15 protein-coding genes are annotated in these 15,674 nt (G+C 67.0%); 8 read left to right on the top strand and 7 right to left on the bottom strand.

The window, feature by feature from the left end:
* Positions 1–2: 2 nt before the first annotated feature.
* Positions 3–1,187 (bottom strand): serine hydrolase domain-containing protein, encoded by a 1,185-nt coding sequence (locus NY1_RS25390; RefSeq protein WP_067718263.1) that lies wholly within the window; start codon positions 1,185–1,187, stop codon positions 3–5.
* Between the two features lie 175 nt (positions 1,188–1,362).
* Here NY1_RS25390 and NY1_RS25385 point away from each other — a divergent pair, with 175 nt between their 5' ends.
* On the top strand, positions 1,363–2,211 hold the full coding sequence (locus tag NY1_RS25385) for an SDR family oxidoreductase (protein ID WP_067718260.1): 849 nt from the start codon (positions 1,363–1,365) through the stop codon (positions 2,209–2,211).
* 69 nt (positions 2,212–2,280) lie between these two features.
* Here the strand turns inward: NY1_RS25385 and NY1_RS25380 are convergent, their stop codons facing one another.
* Positions 2,281–2,664 (bottom strand): SRPBCC family protein, encoded by a 384-nt coding sequence (locus NY1_RS25380; RefSeq protein ID WP_067718257.1) that lies wholly within the window; start codon positions 2,662–2,664, stop codon positions 2,281–2,283.
* Between the two features lie 21 nt (positions 2,665–2,685).
* Here NY1_RS25380 and NY1_RS25375 point away from each other — a divergent pair, with 21 nt between their 5' ends.
* The gene (locus NY1_RS25375) at positions 2,686–3,270 is read left to right on the top strand and encodes a TetR/AcrR family transcriptional regulator (protein WP_067718254.1); all 585 of its coding nucleotides are present in this window, start codon (positions 2,686–2,688) and stop codon (positions 3,268–3,270) included.
* Positions 3,271–3,315: 45 nt separating this feature from the next.
* On the opposite strand, the gene NY1_RS25370 is transcribed toward NY1_RS25375, so the two are convergent.
* A complete protein-coding gene (locus NY1_RS25370; protein ID WP_067718413.1) occupies positions 3,316–5,217 on the bottom strand; it encodes a glycosyltransferase in 1,902 nt (633 codons plus the stop codon).
* A gap of 125 nt (positions 5,218–5,342) precedes the next feature.
* Complete coding sequence (locus tag NY1_RS25365) at positions 5,343–5,855, bottom strand: GtrA family protein (RefSeq protein WP_233434470.1); 513 nt, start codon at positions 5,853–5,855, stop codon at positions 5,343–5,345.
* A 213-nt stretch (positions 5,856–6,068) separates the two neighbouring features.
* Here NY1_RS25365 and NY1_RS25360 point away from each other — a divergent pair, with 213 nt between their 5' ends.
* Together NY1_RS25360 and NY1_RS25355 are read left to right on the top strand one after the other, a co-directional pair.
* Positions 6,069–7,043: a glycosyltransferase gene (locus NY1_RS25360; RefSeq protein ID WP_067718249.1), complete on the top strand. Its 975-nt coding sequence runs from the start codon at positions 6,069–6,071 to the stop codon at positions 7,041–7,043.
* Entirely contained in the window at positions 7,040–8,650 is a 1,611-nt protein-coding gene (locus NY1_RS25355) for a DUF2142 domain-containing protein (RefSeq protein ID WP_067718246.1), read from the top strand. Before NY1_RS25360 ends, NY1_RS25355 begins: the two co-directional genes overlap by 4 nt.
* A gap of 79 nt (positions 8,651–8,729) precedes the next feature.
* Here NY1_RS25355 and rfbB read toward each other — a convergent pair whose 3' ends face one another.
* Positions 8,730–9,734, bottom strand: coding sequence for a dTDP-glucose 4,6-dehydratase (rfbB, locus tag NY1_RS25350; RefSeq protein ID WP_067718242.1), 1,005 nt, complete (start codon positions 9,732–9,734; stop codon positions 8,730–8,732).
* Positions 9,735–10,168: 434 nt separating this feature from the next.
* Between rfbB and NY1_RS25345 the strand changes: the two genes are divergently transcribed.
* A complete protein-coding gene (locus tag NY1_RS25345; protein WP_067718239.1) occupies positions 10,169–10,870 on the top strand; it encodes a DUF8020 domain-containing protein in 702 nt (233 codons plus the stop codon).
* Positions 10,871–10,974: 104 nt separating this feature from the next.
* Here NY1_RS25345 and NY1_RS25340 read toward each other — a convergent pair whose 3' ends face one another.
* The gene (locus tag NY1_RS25340) at positions 10,975–11,952 is read right to left on the bottom strand and encodes an alpha/beta hydrolase (RefSeq protein ID WP_067718237.1); all 978 of its coding nucleotides are present in this window, start codon (positions 11,950–11,952) and stop codon (positions 10,975–10,977) included.
* A 246-nt stretch (positions 11,953–12,198) separates the two neighbouring features.
* Here NY1_RS25340 and rfbA point away from each other — a divergent pair, with 246 nt between their 5' ends.
* Complete coding sequence (gene rfbA / locus NY1_RS25335) at positions 12,199–13,074, top strand: glucose-1-phosphate thymidylyltransferase RfbA (protein WP_067718411.1); 876 nt, start codon at positions 12,199–12,201, stop codon at positions 13,072–13,074.
* 2 nt (positions 13,075–13,076) lie between these two features.
* Positions 13,077–13,637 (top strand): dTDP-4-dehydrorhamnose 3,5-epimerase family protein, encoded by a 561-nt coding sequence (locus NY1_RS25330; protein WP_067718234.1) that lies wholly within the window; start codon positions 13,077–13,079, stop codon positions 13,635–13,637.
* Positions 13,638–13,699: 62 nt separating this feature from the next.
* Here NY1_RS25330 and NY1_RS25325 read toward each other — a convergent pair whose 3' ends face one another.
* Positions 13,700–15,196 (bottom strand): MFS transporter, encoded by a 1,497-nt coding sequence (locus NY1_RS25325; RefSeq protein WP_218028422.1) that lies wholly within the window; start codon positions 15,194–15,196, stop codon positions 13,700–13,702.
* Positions 15,197–15,256: 60 nt separating this feature from the next.
* Here NY1_RS25325 and NY1_RS25320 point away from each other — a divergent pair, with 60 nt between their 5' ends.
* A complete protein-coding gene (locus NY1_RS25320; RefSeq protein ID WP_067718408.1) occupies positions 15,257–15,667 on the top strand; it encodes a MarR family transcriptional regulator in 411 nt (136 codons plus the stop codon).
* The last annotated feature ends 7 nt before the right edge of the window (positions 15,668–15,674 follow it).

Here is a 15,674-nt window from a genome sequence, read left to right as displayed (position 1 = left end):
TCTCATCGTCCGCACAGCGCGGCGTCGAATACCTGCTGCACCGCAACGGATCCGGCTTCGCTGTCCAGCAACTCGTTCACCGTGACCACGACGGCGGTGCCGTCCGACGCGACGCCGTTGCGGGTGCCGAATCCGGGGATGCTGCCGCCGTGGCCCCACACCGTCTTGCCGCACGTGGAGGGCAGCTTGATCAGGCCCAATCCGTAACCGGCGCCGGGCATTCGGTCGAAGCTCACGGTCTTCTGCATTTCGGCCAGCTGCGCGGCGGGCAGCAGTTTGCCCTCCAGGGTCAAGGCGGTGAAGAAGCGGTTCAGGTCGGCCGCGGTGGAGATCATGGCGCCGGCCGCGCCGCCCCAGGAGGTGTTCTGCTCGGTCCAGTCGACCCGCTGGCCGTCGACCTTCTGGTAGCCGTGTGCGTGCGGGCCGCGAATGCCGGTCTCGCGCGGTTCGGGGAAGTAGGTGTCGCGCAAGCCGAGCGGCTCCAGGATGCGGGTGCGGATCTGCTCGGCGTAGGTGCTGCCGGTGACCCGGTCGATGAGCATGCCCGCCAGGATGTAGTTGGTATTGGTGTACACGGACTTCGCGCCGGGTTCGAACTGCGGCGGCATGCTCATGGCGACCCGCACCAGATCGGCCGGCTGGTGTTCGGTCCAGCGCGCCTGCTCGGTATCGGCCCGCACCATCGGACTGCTCGGGTCCCAGCGCGGATCGGCCGGGCCCGCGGTCAGATAGTCGGGCAGTCCGCTGGTGTGCTGCAGCAGCTGGCGCACCGAGATCCGGTTGCCGTCATTGCCGTTGCCCGCCACCACGCCCGGCAGATACTTCTCGATCGGCGCGTCCAGGTCGATCTTGCCCTCGGCGACCAGTTGCAGGATGACGGTCGAGACGAAAGTCTTGGTATTGCTGCCGATTCGGACCTGCGAGTTGTCCGGGAACGGCGCGCCGGTGCTCACATCGCCCGCCCCGGCCGTCAGGGTGCGCGTGCCGTCCGGACCGCTGACCACCACCTGGATGCCCGGGAATCCGGTGCGCGCCGCCGCTTCCACGGCCTCGTTCAGCGTCTGCGACTGCTGCTTGCCGGGCTCCGACGCCGATACCTCGGTGCTGCAGGCCGCCGCCGCGAGCGTGGCGGCCATGCCGATTCCGGCCAGCGCGATCCGGCCGCGGTATCCCCGCAAAGTCCTCATGGGAAGGTATTCCTCCTGTTCAGGCCGGGTGCTCCGGCTCTTTCGAGCCTAGGAATCCGGGCCCGCGCCGCCCATGCCCCGCACGCCCGAATTGCCGGTAGTGCGATCTCCCGTCGCGGTGGTAGCGCCAGCACTACCCTCGATTGCGGGGGAAACCTGAGAACAGGAGCGGACCATGACCGATGCACGGAAGCCGCTGGCGGGCCGGACCATGATCATGTCGGGTGGCAGTCGCGGAATCGGTTTGGAGATCGCCAGACGCGCGGCCGCCGACGGCGCGAATGTCACGCTGATCGCGAAAACCGATACGCCACATCCGAAATTGCCCGGCACCATCCACACCGCGGCGGCCGAGCTGGAGCAGGCCGGCGGCACCGTGCTCAAATTCGTCGGCGATATCCGCGACGACGGCGCGGTGGCCGAAGCGGTGCAGCGGACGATTCAAACCTTCGGCGGCATCGACATGGTGGTGAACAATGCCTCGGCGATCGACCTGTCCCCCACCGAGGTCCTGCCCATGAAGAAGTACGACCTCATGCAGGACATCAACTGCCGCGGCAGTTTCCTGCTGTCCAAGCTGTGCATTCCGGCGCTGAAGGATGCGGCGCAGGCGAGCCGCAACCCGCACATCCTGACCTTGTCTCCGCCGCTGAACCTGGATCCGAAATGGGCGGGCACCGCGCTCGGCTACACCATCGCCAAGTACGGAATGTCGCTGACCACACTGGGTTTGGCGGAGGAGCTGCGCAAGTACGGGATCGGCGTGAACTCGCTGTGGCCGCGCACCACCATCGCCACGGCGGCGGTGCGCAATCTGCTCGGCGGCGACGAGATGGTCTCCACCTCCCGCACCCCGGACATCTACGCCGATGCCGCCTATCTGGTGCTCACCTCACCCGCCAAGGACACCACCGGCAATTTCTTCATCGACGACGAAGTCCTTGCCGCGCACGGCATCACCGATCTGGACAAGTACCGGGTGACGCCGGGTGACGGGCCGCTGACCACGGACCTTTTCCTCTGATTCCGCTGCGGCCGAGCGTGCTTCACGCCCGGCCGCTTCAAGTCCGACGGGCTCGCGGCGGCCCGGAATTCACGCCGCGCTCGCTTCCGCGGTTGCAGCGATGCGGCGCAACATGTCCCGCACCACGAGCCGGTGCCCGCCGCTGCCGATGACCAGCGCTCGGTAGACGCGCCCGTGCAGTCCCGGGAACGCCGCGTGACTGATGGCGGTGAGCTCGGTGCGGCCGCCTTCCACCTCGCCCAATTCGAAGGTGAGCCGATACCGCGAGAACCAATGCCGCCCTTTCGCCACCAATCGTCGCGGGGGATCGGCCTCGTCGAGCACGAATCCGCGCGGCAGTGTGCTGAGATCTTCAGGGTTCTTGCAGGTCGTGCGCAACAGGGCAGCCCAGGTGTGCGCGGGATCGGCGGTGACTACCCTGGAATGACTATCGATATAGGGCAAACGCTCCATATAGAAGGAACGTACTAGTACATGGCGCCACCTCGCAAGCACGATACGGACACGATCCTCGACGCGGCCCGCACGCTGGTGCTGCGCGACGGCCCGCGCGCGGCCAGCGTCGCCGCCATCGCCGAGGCCAGTGGCGCGCCGGTGGGCACGCTGTATCACCGCTTCGGCAACCGGAACGGCGTGCTCACCGCCGCCTGGATCCGCGCCCTGGAGCGCTTCCAGTCGCGGGTCATGGCGGGCACGGACACCGACGACCCGCTGGAAGCCGCGGTCGGCATGACCGTGGGTTCGGTCGTCTTCGGCCGGGAATGCGCGGATGACGCTCGGCTGCTGCTGAATCTGCGCTTCCGCGATCTGCTCGACGGCGCCCCCGACACCGAATTCCGCGACCGGCTCGCGACGATGAACGCGCCCCTCATCGAGCAGCTGCACCGGGTGGCGCGCGGCGTCTTCGGTTCGGACGGACCCCGCGAAATCGACTCCGTCAGCCGGGCCGTGGTGGATCTGCCCTACGCGGCATTGCGCCGCCATGCCCACGCGGACACCCTGCCCGAGTGGCTGGAGGAAGACCTCGCCGCCGCGACCCGGACCTTGCTGAGCCGGTGAAAAGGCAAGCGGCCCGGGATCATCGGATCGCGGGCCGCTCGAACGTCACTTCTGGTCGATGCCGTAGAGGCGTTCCCAGTTCTCACGGGAGGTGAGTTCCGGCAGCGCCGCGCGCCAGCGTTGCTGGAGGCTGGGCAGGTCCTTGCGGAGCTGCTTGAGGACGCGGTAGGCGCGGATCAACAGGCGGCGGGCGGTTTCCTTGTCGCGCTTGCGGATCCGGACGCCCGACTGGGAGGCGTCGGTGACGACGACCTGGTCGAACAGGCCGATGTGCCACCAGTGCGCGTCCTCACGGGTGACGCTGACCGGGCCGGGGATGGTGCGGCCGGTCCACTGGTTGAGGGCGCGCTTGAACAGGATGAGCAGGGGGCGGCTGGGTTCGCCGCCGGCCCGGCGCAGATGCAGGTGCGCGTTGGGGATATCGGTGGCCGAGACCGGGTGCTTGATGGTCTCGGGGTAGTCGTTGCGGGAGGTGCGGGCCTTGGCCAGCGCCTCGATACCGCCGTCGCGCAACGCTTCCGGGCCGCGCAGATAGTCCTCGATGCCCTGCAGGGTGGTGTGGGCCAGACCGTACTGCATGCCGACCAGGTATTCGCCGATCTCCCGGAAGAGCTGGCGGGTAACGGCTTTGGGGTCCAGATCGTGGTGCAGGGAGGAGACGATGAGCGAGTTGCGCGAGGAGAAGTAGCGCGCCCAGTCGTCGAAGTCCTTCCAGTAGAAGTCGGCGTGCCAAACCGCGGCGTTCGGGAGCGTGACGGTGACGAAACCGTGCTCGCGGGCGCGCAGGCCGTATTCGACGTCGTCCCACTGGAAGAAGATGGGGACGGGCAGGCCGATCCGCTTGACCACCTCGGCCGGGATCAGGCAGGTCCACCAGGCGTTGTAGCCGGCGTCCACGCGCCGTTCCTGATGCTTCTTGAGCATGGAGGTGTTGCGCAGCGCCTTGGAGACCTTCTGGCCGTGCCGCAGCTTGGCCAGATTCGTCTCTTCCGCACCGACATTCAGGTAGTCGGGGTTGAACAGGAACAGCATCTGCGCGCCCACCAGGGTGGGTTCCACGGTCAGGTTCGCGAAAGCGTTCATGCGCAAGACGGTTTCGGGCTCGCACAGGATGTCGTCATCCATCAGGATGACGTCGGCGTGCTCGTTGGCGGCCGACACCTCGTACAGGCCGCGCGTGAAACCGCCCGCCCCACCGAGATTCGGCTGCCGGATGTAGCGCAGCTTGTCGCCGAACTTGGGCTGGGTCTCGGCGAACAGCGGCTGGTTCTCGACCAGATCGGTGCCCTGGTCGACCACGTACACCGCGTCGATGAGCGACAGCACGGTCGGATCGGAGGCGAGCGCGGCGACGGTGTGCGCGCAGTCCTGGGCCCGGTTGAAGGTGCAGATGGCGATGGCCACCGGCCGCACCTGCTCGGGCGCGGCCGCGGTCCAGGCCAGATCGCTGACGGTGACCTCGCCGCCGATGGCGTCGATCTCCACCCACATCGCGCCGCCGTCGATGTACATGTCCAGCGGCGCGGCCAGCACCACGCGCCCGCTCTCGCGCACCTCGGCGGTGCCGACGACGCGCCGATGCCCGGCGATATCGGAGGCGGCGAGCCGCACCTTGGTCTTACCGCCGACCTCGAGCGTCATGGCGACCTCGACCTCGGTGACCTTGGTCCAGCGCTGCCAGTAGCTGGCCGCGAAGCGCCCGAAGTAGGTATTGGTGTGCGCGTGCGCGCCCTTGTCCAGCTGCAGGCTCAGCCGTTCCCGGCGCGCCTTGCCGCCCTTGACGACCGCGTACAGCTCATCGCTGATCTTCGGCGCGGGTCCGGTGAAGACGCCGCGGGCCAGCACCAGCCGCTCGGGCGCGGCGTGGTCGGCACGTAGCGTCGCCGGAGCTCCGGCGGTCTGCCGGTCGTTGATCTCGGTCACGGCTTGGCCAGCCGACGCGTCCATGAATTCCTCGACATCCCTCGAATACACAACAGACACCGGCACACCCGACGTGGTCGCACTCCCACTGTCACGCTCGGCGGGCCGAGGATATCAATGCGCTTGCCCCGCGTCAGCGCGAACCCGCGTCACTCCCGATTTTCCCGGCTGCCGGTGAAGACGAATTTCCCGTATGCCCAGTAACGGAACCCCATGGCGACGGCCTGACCGACCAAGGTGCCAGAGATGTTGTCCGCCAAGGGACTGTCCAGTCCGAGCACATAGCGGGAGAAGCCGAGGCAGGCCGCCTGCAAGCCGATGGCGATCACGTTGAGAAGTGCGTATACGACTATGTGACGGCCGTTATTGCCGCTCTCGTGATCGGAATAGGTCCACCATTTGTTGCCGAAATAGGTGACCACGGTGGCGGTGAGAATCGCGATGATCTTCGCCGGCACGGGCGCGTCGTGCATCGGCCCGTCGCCGCCCCAGAACACCAGCGCGTTGTAGGTGCCCGCGTCGACCAGGAATCCGATGCCCCCGACCACCACGAATGCGCCGATGCCACCGCTCAGGAGCGCTTTCACACGCCCGCCGAGGGTCTTGGGTTCACTCACGATCGCCGACTCCGCCTCGGACATTCGGGCCTCACTGCTGGACACGCTGAGACATTTTGCCCTCCGCTACGCTCCGGGCGGGTTCGCGGCCCCAAAGTCTCGTTCTTCCCTCCCTCCGCTCCCCCGCTTCGCTCCTCCGCTCCACTCAGTCCAGAACGAGCCGGGCCGCGAACTGCGGGGCGCTCCGCACATGCTCCGCCCAAAGGTCGGGTACCCTCCCCGTGTTCGTATTCGCCTTCCGATCAGAGGATTGACCGGGTGGACTCCACCGAGCTTCGCATTGCCGCCATCGTGCCGTGCCACAACGAAGAGGCAGCGGTCGCGAAAGTCGTCACCGACCTGAAGGCCGCCGTACCGGGCATCGTCGTATACGTCTACGACAATCGCTCGACCGACGCGACCGCGGAACGCGCGCGCGAAGCGGGGGCGATCGTGCGCACCGAATATCGCAAGGGCAAGGGCAATGTGGTCCGCCGCGCCTTCGCCGATATCGAGGCCGACATCTATTTGATGGTCGACGGCGACGACACCTACGACGCGGCCGCCGCGCCGCTCATGATCAAGACTTTGCTCGACGGCCCGTACGACCACGTGCTGGGCGTGCGCCGCGAACTGGAGGGCGAGAGCGCCTACCGGGCCGGCCACGAGACCGGCAACAAGGTGCTCAACGGCGTGGTCGGCAAGGTGTTCGGCGAGAACGTCGAGGACATGCTGTCCGGCTACCGCGTGTTCTCGCGGCGGTTCGTGAAGAGCTTCCCGGCGGTCTCGCGCGAATTCGAGATCGAGACCGAGCTGACGGTGCATTCGCAGCATCTGCGGGTGCCGCAGACCGCGGTGCCGGTCGGCTTCAAGGATCGCCCGGCGGGCAGCGAATCCAAGCTGCGCACCTATCACGACGGCTTCAAGATCCTGCGGCTGATCGTCGGCCTGGCCCGGCACGAGCGGCCGGTCGCGTTCTACGGCCTGTTCGGCACCCTGGCCTGGATCATCTCGATCATCCTGATCACTCCGATCGTGATCGAGTTCTACCGGATCCACGAGGTGCCGCGTTTCCCGACGCTGTTCCTCGGCTTCACGCTGCTGCTGCTGGGCAGCCTGGCCTGGACGGCGGGGCTGATCCTGGACGGCATCAAGCGTTCCCGGCACGAGGCGGCCCGGCTGGTCTACCTGCGCTACACGGCGGTCGGTGAAACCGAACCCGTGGTCGAGCGCATCGGCGGATCGCGGCGATGACGGTTCGCGAAACACCCGAGACCACCGAACCCGAGCAGGAGCGGCCGGAAACGACCGCCGCCCCAGCCGAATCCGCCACCGCCGCGCCGGAAACGGCTGCCGCGCAGGCGGAACCGGCGCCGGCCGCCCCGCGGGGCAGCCTGTTCGAGCGCGTGGACTCGCGTTTCGGCGCTGCCGCAGTGGCTTTCGTGCTGATCGCGGGCATCTTCGGCGCGGTCTGGTCGGTGCTCACCCCGCCGTTCTGGGGCCACGACGAGATCACCCAGTTCGGCCGCGCCTACCAGGTCTCGCAGGGCGGTTTCCTGCCCCAGAAGATCCATGACGATCGCGGCCCGGCCTGGGGCGGCGACGTTCCGGTCAGCATCGACGCGCTGATGAGCTACGCGTTCGACGACTACCGCAACAACAATGACGAACCCGAGCCGATGGTCGCCGATCGCAAGGCCTACGACCTGCTCGGCGCCGCCCCGGTCTCGGCCACCACCACCCAGGTCTGGTTCACCAATACCGCGGCCTACTCCCCTGTCCCGTACCTGCCGCCCGCGGCCGGGCTGCGGATCGCACAGGCCCTCGACCTGAGCGTCGGCGGCACCGTGCTGGCCACCCGCTGGGCCGGGCTGCTGGCCTACCTGGTGATCGTCGGTTTCGCGCTGCGCATGCTGCGCGGGCATCGGGTGCAGTGGCTGGCGTTCACCGTCGCGGTGCTGCCCATCGCGCTGTTCCAGGCGGGCACCGTCACCGCCGACACCGTGACCAACGCACTGGCCGTGCTGGTTTCGATCGCGGTGGTCAAGGGCCTGTTCCTCGGGCAGCGGCTGTCCAAGCCGGAAACCGTGGCGGCGCTGGCCGCCACCGTGCTGCTGCCGGTGTGCAAGCCGACCTACGTGCTGATCGCCATGCTGACCGTGCTGATTCCGCCGAGCCGCTTCGGTTTCGGCGGGACCGACCGGGTAGCGGTGTGGCAGCGCGTGCTGCCGTGGGCGGCCGCGGCCGTCGGCGGGCTGTCCTTCGCGGTGTGGATGAAGATCGCCGCACCGACCGGGGACGGCATGAGCCTGATGCGGCCGGAGAACCAGTGGGGTTCGGTGCGCCCGGGCGATCAGCTGAAGGAGATCCTCGGCGATCCGCTGCAATTCCTGTCCGTGTTCGGCGATTCCATCGCCCGCCGCGATCAGCGCTGGTTCACCCAGTTCTTCGGTGAGCTCGGCTTCGCCTATATCGACGTGCCCGCGCTGACCATCGTGGCGAGCCTGCTGGCGTTCACCGTCAGCATCGGCATCGCGGATCGTTTCACCGCCGCGAACGCCAACCGGCTGCGCACCTGGGTGGTGGCGCTGACGATTCTGGCGAGCGTCGCGATGATCTATGTGACGCTGTACATGTCCTTCACGCCCGTCGGCTATTTCATTATCGACGGCGTCCAGGGCCGGTACTTCGTGCCGCTCACCATTCTCGGATTCGCTGTGGTGTTGCGCTGGATGCCGTTGCGGCTCACCGACTCCGAGGGCCGGGTCCCCACGCGCGGTCCGGCCATCACGGTGGTGGCGGCGACGTCCATCGCCCTGATCGCCGCCGTGGTGAAGTACTCCACCATCGTCTGGGGCTGATTTCGCGACCCATCGCCGCGATGTCGGCGATGGGTGCGGAAATGGCGTTCGCGGAGTACCGCGCGGGTCGGTTGACGGCCTAAAGGACTTTCTCGCCCGCGGCGGCGTAGGCGTTCTCGGTCGCGGCTTTCTGTGGACGCCACCAGGATTCGTGTTCGCGGTACCAGTCGATGGTGGCGTCCAGGCCCTTGCGGAAGTCGCGGTATTCCGGTTCCCAGCCGAGTTCGGTGCGCAGCAGGGTGGAGTCGATGGCGTACCGCAGGTCGTGCCCGGGGCGATCGGTGACGTGGTCGAAGTCGTCGGGGCTGCGGCCGAATGCCTCCAGGATCAGCTGCACCACGGACCTGTTGTCGCGTTCCCCGTCGGCGCCGATCAGATAGGTCTGGCCGATGCGGCCGCGCTCCAGGATTTCCCATACCGCGCTGTTGTGATCGTCCACGTGAATCCAGTCGCGGACCTGATGTCCGGCGCCGTAGAGCCGCGGCCGGATACCGTCGATCAGATTGGTGATCTGGCGTGGGATGAATTTCTCCACATGCTGGTACGGCCCATAGTTGTTGGAGCAGTTGGAGATTGTCGCCCGCACGCCGAAAGAACGCACCCAGGAACGCACCAGCATGTCGCTCGAGGCTTTGGACGCCGAATACGGGCTGGACGGGTTGTAGGGCGTGACCTCGGTGAATGCGGCGGGATCGTCGAGTTCGAGATCGCCGTACACCTCGTCGGTGGAGATGTGGTGATAGCGCACCTGATGCCGGCGCACCGCCTGTAGCAGCGAATAGGTACCGACGATATTGGTCTGGATGAACGGCCACGGATCGGCGAGCGAATTGTCGTTGTGGGATTCGGCGGCGAAATGCACCACCGCGTCCACGCCGCCGACCAGGCGATCCACCAGTGCGGTATCGGCGATGTCGCCGTGCACGAACTCGATTCGATCCGCTATGGGGGCCAGCGAGTCTCGATTGCCGGCATAGGTGAGTTTGTCGAGCACGGTCACGTGCACGCCCGGTCGGCGCGTCACGGTCTGGTGAACGAAGTTCGCGCCGATGAAGCCGGCGCCTCCGGTTACGAGCAGTCGCACACCGAAACCCTACGCGGCGCGGGAAGCGATCGGATGCGGGGCCGGACAGGTTGCGGGCATTACACGGGATACGGCTTCCAGGTGAGCGGAATCGGACACGAGAAGGAAACAAAAATATCCGCGCCGAAACGGCAGCCGGATCCCAAATGTCGCAATTACGCCGAAGCGGCGGGAGTTTCACCGCGAAAAGCCTGAGACTTTTCAAGTGACGCATGTGACCTTCATCACAAACAGACCTGGGGGTAACGGACCGGTGGATCCGTGCTATCCATGAAAACCATACGCACGCAGCGCATTTCCGGAACCTCCCGAAGCGCGTGATCCCGATGGTGAACGGAATTTGAACTAACGGTCACAGTCGGTTCACCGCTCGTTAGCTGATCTCGATTTCGATTCCTCCTGTCCCCCCGAGCTCTTCGATGAGGTTTCACCAAATGCTGATGAGGAAATTCGCCGCTACCTCGGCGCTGCTGATCGCTGCCATGGGCGTCACCGCCGGCACCGTGAACGCCGCCCCGGCCGCGGCCGACAACGGCGCCGTCAACTACGCCGCCACCCAGTCCGAGAACGGCCAGGTCGTCATCCGGACCGACGTCGGCTCGCTGGTCAACGACAACGGCGTCTTCAAGATCCAGGCCGCCAACGGCACCACCGTCGCCGGCACCGAGCTGAAGTTCCGCGTCGACGACTTCGAGTTCCCGATCGCCGCCGAGATCGCCGGCAACACCGCCACCCTGACCCCGCAGTACGACGAGGCGCACGCCGTCTACAAGCCCGTCGCCCTGCCGTACGAGAACCAGGCTCCCTGGAAGAACGAGTACGACCGTGAGCAGGCCGCCTGGAACCGCCTGAAGGACACCATCTCCATGGGCGCCACCATCGGCACCCTGGTCGGTGGTATCGGCGGCGCGGCCCTCGGCTGTGTCGCGGGTGCGGCCCTCGGCGTCGTCGCCACCGGCGCGCTGGCCACCCTGTTCGGCCTGGGCCCGATCGGTGGTTGCATCGCCGGTGCCGCCGCCGTCGGCTTCCTGGGTGTGCTGGCCGGTCAGATCTTCGTGACCGCCCCGGTCGCGATCGCCGCCGCCGTGCAGTACTTCACCACCATCAACCAGCCCTTCACCGCCCCGGCCAAGTAATTCGGCCGCGGTACGAACGAATCCCCACCCGGACCACCCGGGTGGGGATTCGTCTTTTTTGCAGCCGGTCCCGCCGAACGGATTCAGACGGCCCCGCCTGACGTCTAGGCGGAACGCGCGATCTGGGTGGAATCGATTCGGGCGCGGACGAATTGGGCCACATGGGCCAGGGCGGCCCGGCTTTCCGGCATGTTCGGGAAGATGGCCATGAAGGCGTGCACCTGACCGCGCCAGACCTCCAGGGTCGCGGGCACGCCCGATTCGGCGAGCCGCTGGGCCATGATCTCGCTGTCGCGGCGCAGGACTTCGTCTTCGGCGACGATGAGCAGGGCCGGGGGCAGGCCCGCCAGCACATTGTTGACCGGGGACAGACGCGGATCCAGGTAACCGTCGCGGGCCGCGCCGATCGCCACCACCTGCTCCAGCGCGGACAGCGGGATCAGCGAATCACGGTGGTAGTTGGGGTGGGCGCGCTTCTCGGTGCAGTCCAGATCCAGTGCGGGACACAGGCCCACCAGTCCGGCGGGGACCGGGAGCCCGGCGTCGCGGGCGCGCAGGGCGGTCGCGAAGGTCATGTAGCCGCCCGCCGAATCACCGGCGAAGACGATGCGCGACGCCGGAACGCCGTGCGCCAGCAGCCATTTGTAGGCGGTGAGGCAGTCGGTGACCGAACCGGCGATATCGGTGTCGGGCAACTGCCGGTATTCGATGCTCACCACCGGCAGCCCGGTCTTGCGCGCCAGCGCCGCCACCACGGGCCGATGGGTGTCCAGGCCGCACAGGAAGAACCCGCCGCCGTGCATGTACATGATCGCGCCGTCGCGCAGGGATTTGCGCGCGCCCGCGGGCCGCACGATCTCCATGCGGAAGCCGTTGAGCCGCACCTGTTCCCGTTCCACACCCCGGGGAGCGGGACGCATCTTGGCGAGATTGTTGATCACCGCCTGGGCGACGGGCATGGATCCCATGGTGACGGGGACCAATTCGCCCGCGGGCCGGATCATGGTGCGGCAGGCCATGGCCAGCGCTCGCGCCGCCGCGCTGATTCGATCGGGATTCGCGACCGCAGTGTCGTTGGTCATCGCGCACCTACCTCGTTGTTGGCGCGCCGAGCCGTTCGTTCCGGGGACCGGAGCACGCGGCTCGGACCCGGCGCAAGAGAGTCGGCGCTGACATCTCACATAGCGTCATTTCAGAACACCATGAGAACGTGACCTACGCAACACTTATGGACCATTCCGTATAGCGGCAAACCGGCGTGACCGATTCGCCGTCGACTCGGAACCTGACCCGTCATGCTCGGAACCGAACTGGCAGACTGTCGTGACATGCGCGGAATCATCCTGGCCGGTGGCACGGGCTCGCGGCTGCATCCGATCACGCGCGGAGTGAGCAAGCAGCTGGTCCCGGTCTACGACAAGCCGATGGTCTACTACCCCCTGTCCACGCTCATGCTGGCGGGGATCCGGGACATCCTGGTCATCACCACACCCGAGGACAGCGCCGCCTTCGCGCGCCTGCTGGGCGACGGCAGCCAGTTCGGGCTGTCCATTTCCTATGTGGTGCAGCCGGAACCCGACGGACTGGCGCGGGCCTTCGTGCTCGGCGCGGACCATATCGGCACCGACTCCGCGGCACTGGTGCTGGGCGACAATATCTTCCACGGCCCCGGGCTCGGCATGCGGCTGAATCGCTTCCACGACATCGACGGCGGCGCGGTCTTCGCCTACCGGGTCTCGGATCCGACCGCCTACGGCGTGGTGGAGTTCGCCGACGGCAAGGCCATCTCCATCGAGGAGAAGCCGGTCCGGCCGCGCTCCAACTACGCGATTCCGGGGCTGTACTTCTACGACAACGACGTGCTGGCCATCGCGCGCGATCTGAAGCCCTCCGATCGCGGCGAATACGAGATCACCGATATCAACCGGACCTATCTGGAACAGGGCCGGTTGCAGGTGGACGTGCTGGCGCGCGGCACCGCCTGGCTCGACACCGGCACCTTCGATTCCCTGCTCGACGCCGCCAATTACGTGCGCACCATCGAGGAGCGGCAGGGCCTGAAGATCGGCGTGCCCGAGGAAGTGGCCTGGCGCATGGGCTTCATCGACGACGAACAGCTGCGCAGGCTGGCGGAACCGCTGCTGCGCTCCGGCTACGGGAAATACCTGTACAGCCTGCTCGATCACGGACGGGCGTGGGAGTAGAGATGCGGATTCGCGAACTGGGCATTCCGGGGGCGTGGGAGTTCACGCCGCGCCTGCACGGCGACGAGCGCGGGGTCTTCACCGAGGCGTTCAAGGCCTCGGAATTCGAGAAGGCGGTGGGGCGGCCGTTCGATCTGATGCAGGTCAATGTGTCCACCTCGGCGGCGGGCGTGCTGCGCGGCATCCACTACACGGAAGATCCGCCGGGACAGGCGAAGTACGTGACGTGTGTGCGCGGGGCGTTCCTGGACGTGGTGGTGGATCTGCGGCGCGACTCCCCCACGTTCGGCAAGTGGGACGCGGTCGTGATCGACGATGTGGAGCGCAAGTCGGTGTTCCTGGCCGAGGGGCTGGGGCACGCGCTGCTGTCGCTCGAGGACAACTCGACGGTCAACTATCTCTGTTCGCTGGAGTACTCGCCCGAATTCGACCGGGACCTGGACGCTTTCGATCCGGAGCTGGCCATCGAATGGCCGGCGGTGGGCCGCAACGGAGAACCGCTCGAGTTCATCCGGTCGGCGAAAGACGCTGCCGCGCCCGGACTCTCGTCGCTGCGGGTGTAGTCCAGGACACGCCGAGGGCCCGGAGACAGTGTCCCCGGGCCCTTTTCATCGGCTGCTGCGGATCAGCCGACGAGTTCCAATTCGCGATCCTCTTCCCGCGCTTCGGCCTTGGCCCGCCGCTTGGGCAGGTAGACCGAGAGGGCGACCAGGGCGCCGACGATGGCCACGCCGGCGGCGAACTCCAGGCCCGGCTTGTAGGTGTCGAGCATGGCCTGCGGGCTCCGGTCGGTGTGCGCGCCGGAGGTGACGATGGCGGTGGTCACCGCGAGCACGATGGCCGCGCCGACCTGCATGGCGGTCTGGAGCACGCCGGCCGCCAATCCCTGTTCGTCGTCGTCGATGCCGCTGGTGGCCTGGATATTGATGGCCGGGAAGCCGACCCAGCCGATGCCGACCAGCAGCACCGCGGGCAGCAGCACGGTCAGGTAGTCCGGCGCGGTGTCCAGGCGCAGGTACAGCAGGTAACCCACCGACATGATCACCAGGGTGACGGCGATGATCGGCCCGGTGCCGAAGCGGTCGACCAGCTTGTCCGAGACGAACGCGGAGGCGACCACCAGCAGACCCACCGGCAGCAGCGCCAGGGCCAGCTTCAGCGGGGACCAGCCCAGGGTGTCCTGCAGGTACAGGGTGGTGATGAACTGCCAGGAGAAGTACGAACCGCCGACCGCGATGATGGCCAGGCTGGCACGGACCAGCGAGCCCTTCTTCAGGATGCCGAGGCGGACCAGCGGGTACTTGACCTTGTTCTCCACGTAGACGAAGGCGGCGAACAGCACCACCACGGCGACGAAGGAACCGATGGTGCGGGCCGAGGCCCAGCCGGCTTCCGGGGCCGAGACCACGGTGTAGACCAGCAGCAGCATGCCCGCGGTGGACAGCAGCGCGCCGAACAGATCGTGTCCGCCCTCTTCGGCGGGCTTGTCCTTGGGCACCAGGTAGAACGCGGCGACCAGCGCGGCGATGGCGATCGGGACGGGCAGCAGGAAGGTCCAGCGCCAGCCGAGACCGGTCATCAGACCGCCGAAGAGCAGGCCCATGGAGTAGCCGCCCGCACCGAACACGGTGTAGATGGACAGCGCCTTGTTGCGGGCCGGGCCCTCGGGGAAGTTGGTGGTGATGATCGACAGACCGGTCGGCGCGGTGAACGCGGCGGCCAGGCCCTTGATGAAGCGGGTCAGGATGAGCAGCGGGCCCGAGCTGACCAGCGCGCCGGCCAGCGAGGCCAGGGCGAAGACGGCGAGGGCGATCAGGAAGACCTTGCGGCGGCCGAGCAGGTCCGCGGTGCGCCCGCCCAGCAGCAGCAGGCCGCCGTAGCCGAGGACGTAACCGCTGACCAGCCACTGCAGGGTGGAGGTCTCCAGGTTGAGTTCGGTACCGATGGAAGGAAGGGCGACGCCGATCATCGACACGTCGAGGCCGTCCAGGAACAGCACGATGCAGAGGGTGATGAGCATGCCCCAGAGCCGAATTGGCCACTGCGAGGAATCAGCGGCGACCGCTGATGGGCGGAAGGTCTCGGTGGAAGTCACGAGAGAGGACAGTACATGCGCACGCATCAAATGCACAAGCATTTAATGCGCTTGCATGATTTGCGGTGACGCACTAAGATGGCGGCCATGCCGAAGTCGACAGCGCCTGTCGCCTCGTCCGTGGATCTCACGCATCCCACGGGCCTGGTGAGTGAGTGGCGCGATCTACTGGCCCGGCACGCGACGACCTCGTGCGCTCTCGAAAAAGAACTGCAAGGACGCCACAACCTCGGGCTCAGCGAATTCGAGACCCTGGACCGGCTCATCGATGCCGGCGGGGAGAACTACAAGATGAGCGATCTCGCCAACGACATCCACCTCAGTCAGAGTGCGTTGTCGCGTGCGGTCGCCCGCTTGGAGAAGGACGGGCTGGTGGCACGTTCGCTGTGTACCAACGATCGCCGCGCGATCTTCGTCTGCCTCACCGACAAGGGCCGGGAGCTGCACAAGCAGGCCGTGCCGACGCATCGCTCCGTACTGGAGCAGGTACTGCACTGAAAGCCGC

It is taken from the genome of Nocardia yamanashiensis NBRC 100130 (assembly GCF_001613325.1).
GTDB lineage: Bacteria > Actinomycetota > Actinomycetes > Mycobacteriales > Mycobacteriaceae > Nocardia > Nocardia yamanashiensis.
Note: the sequence above shows the minus strand (reverse complement) of the source record. Positions and strands in the feature narration are given on the sequence as shown.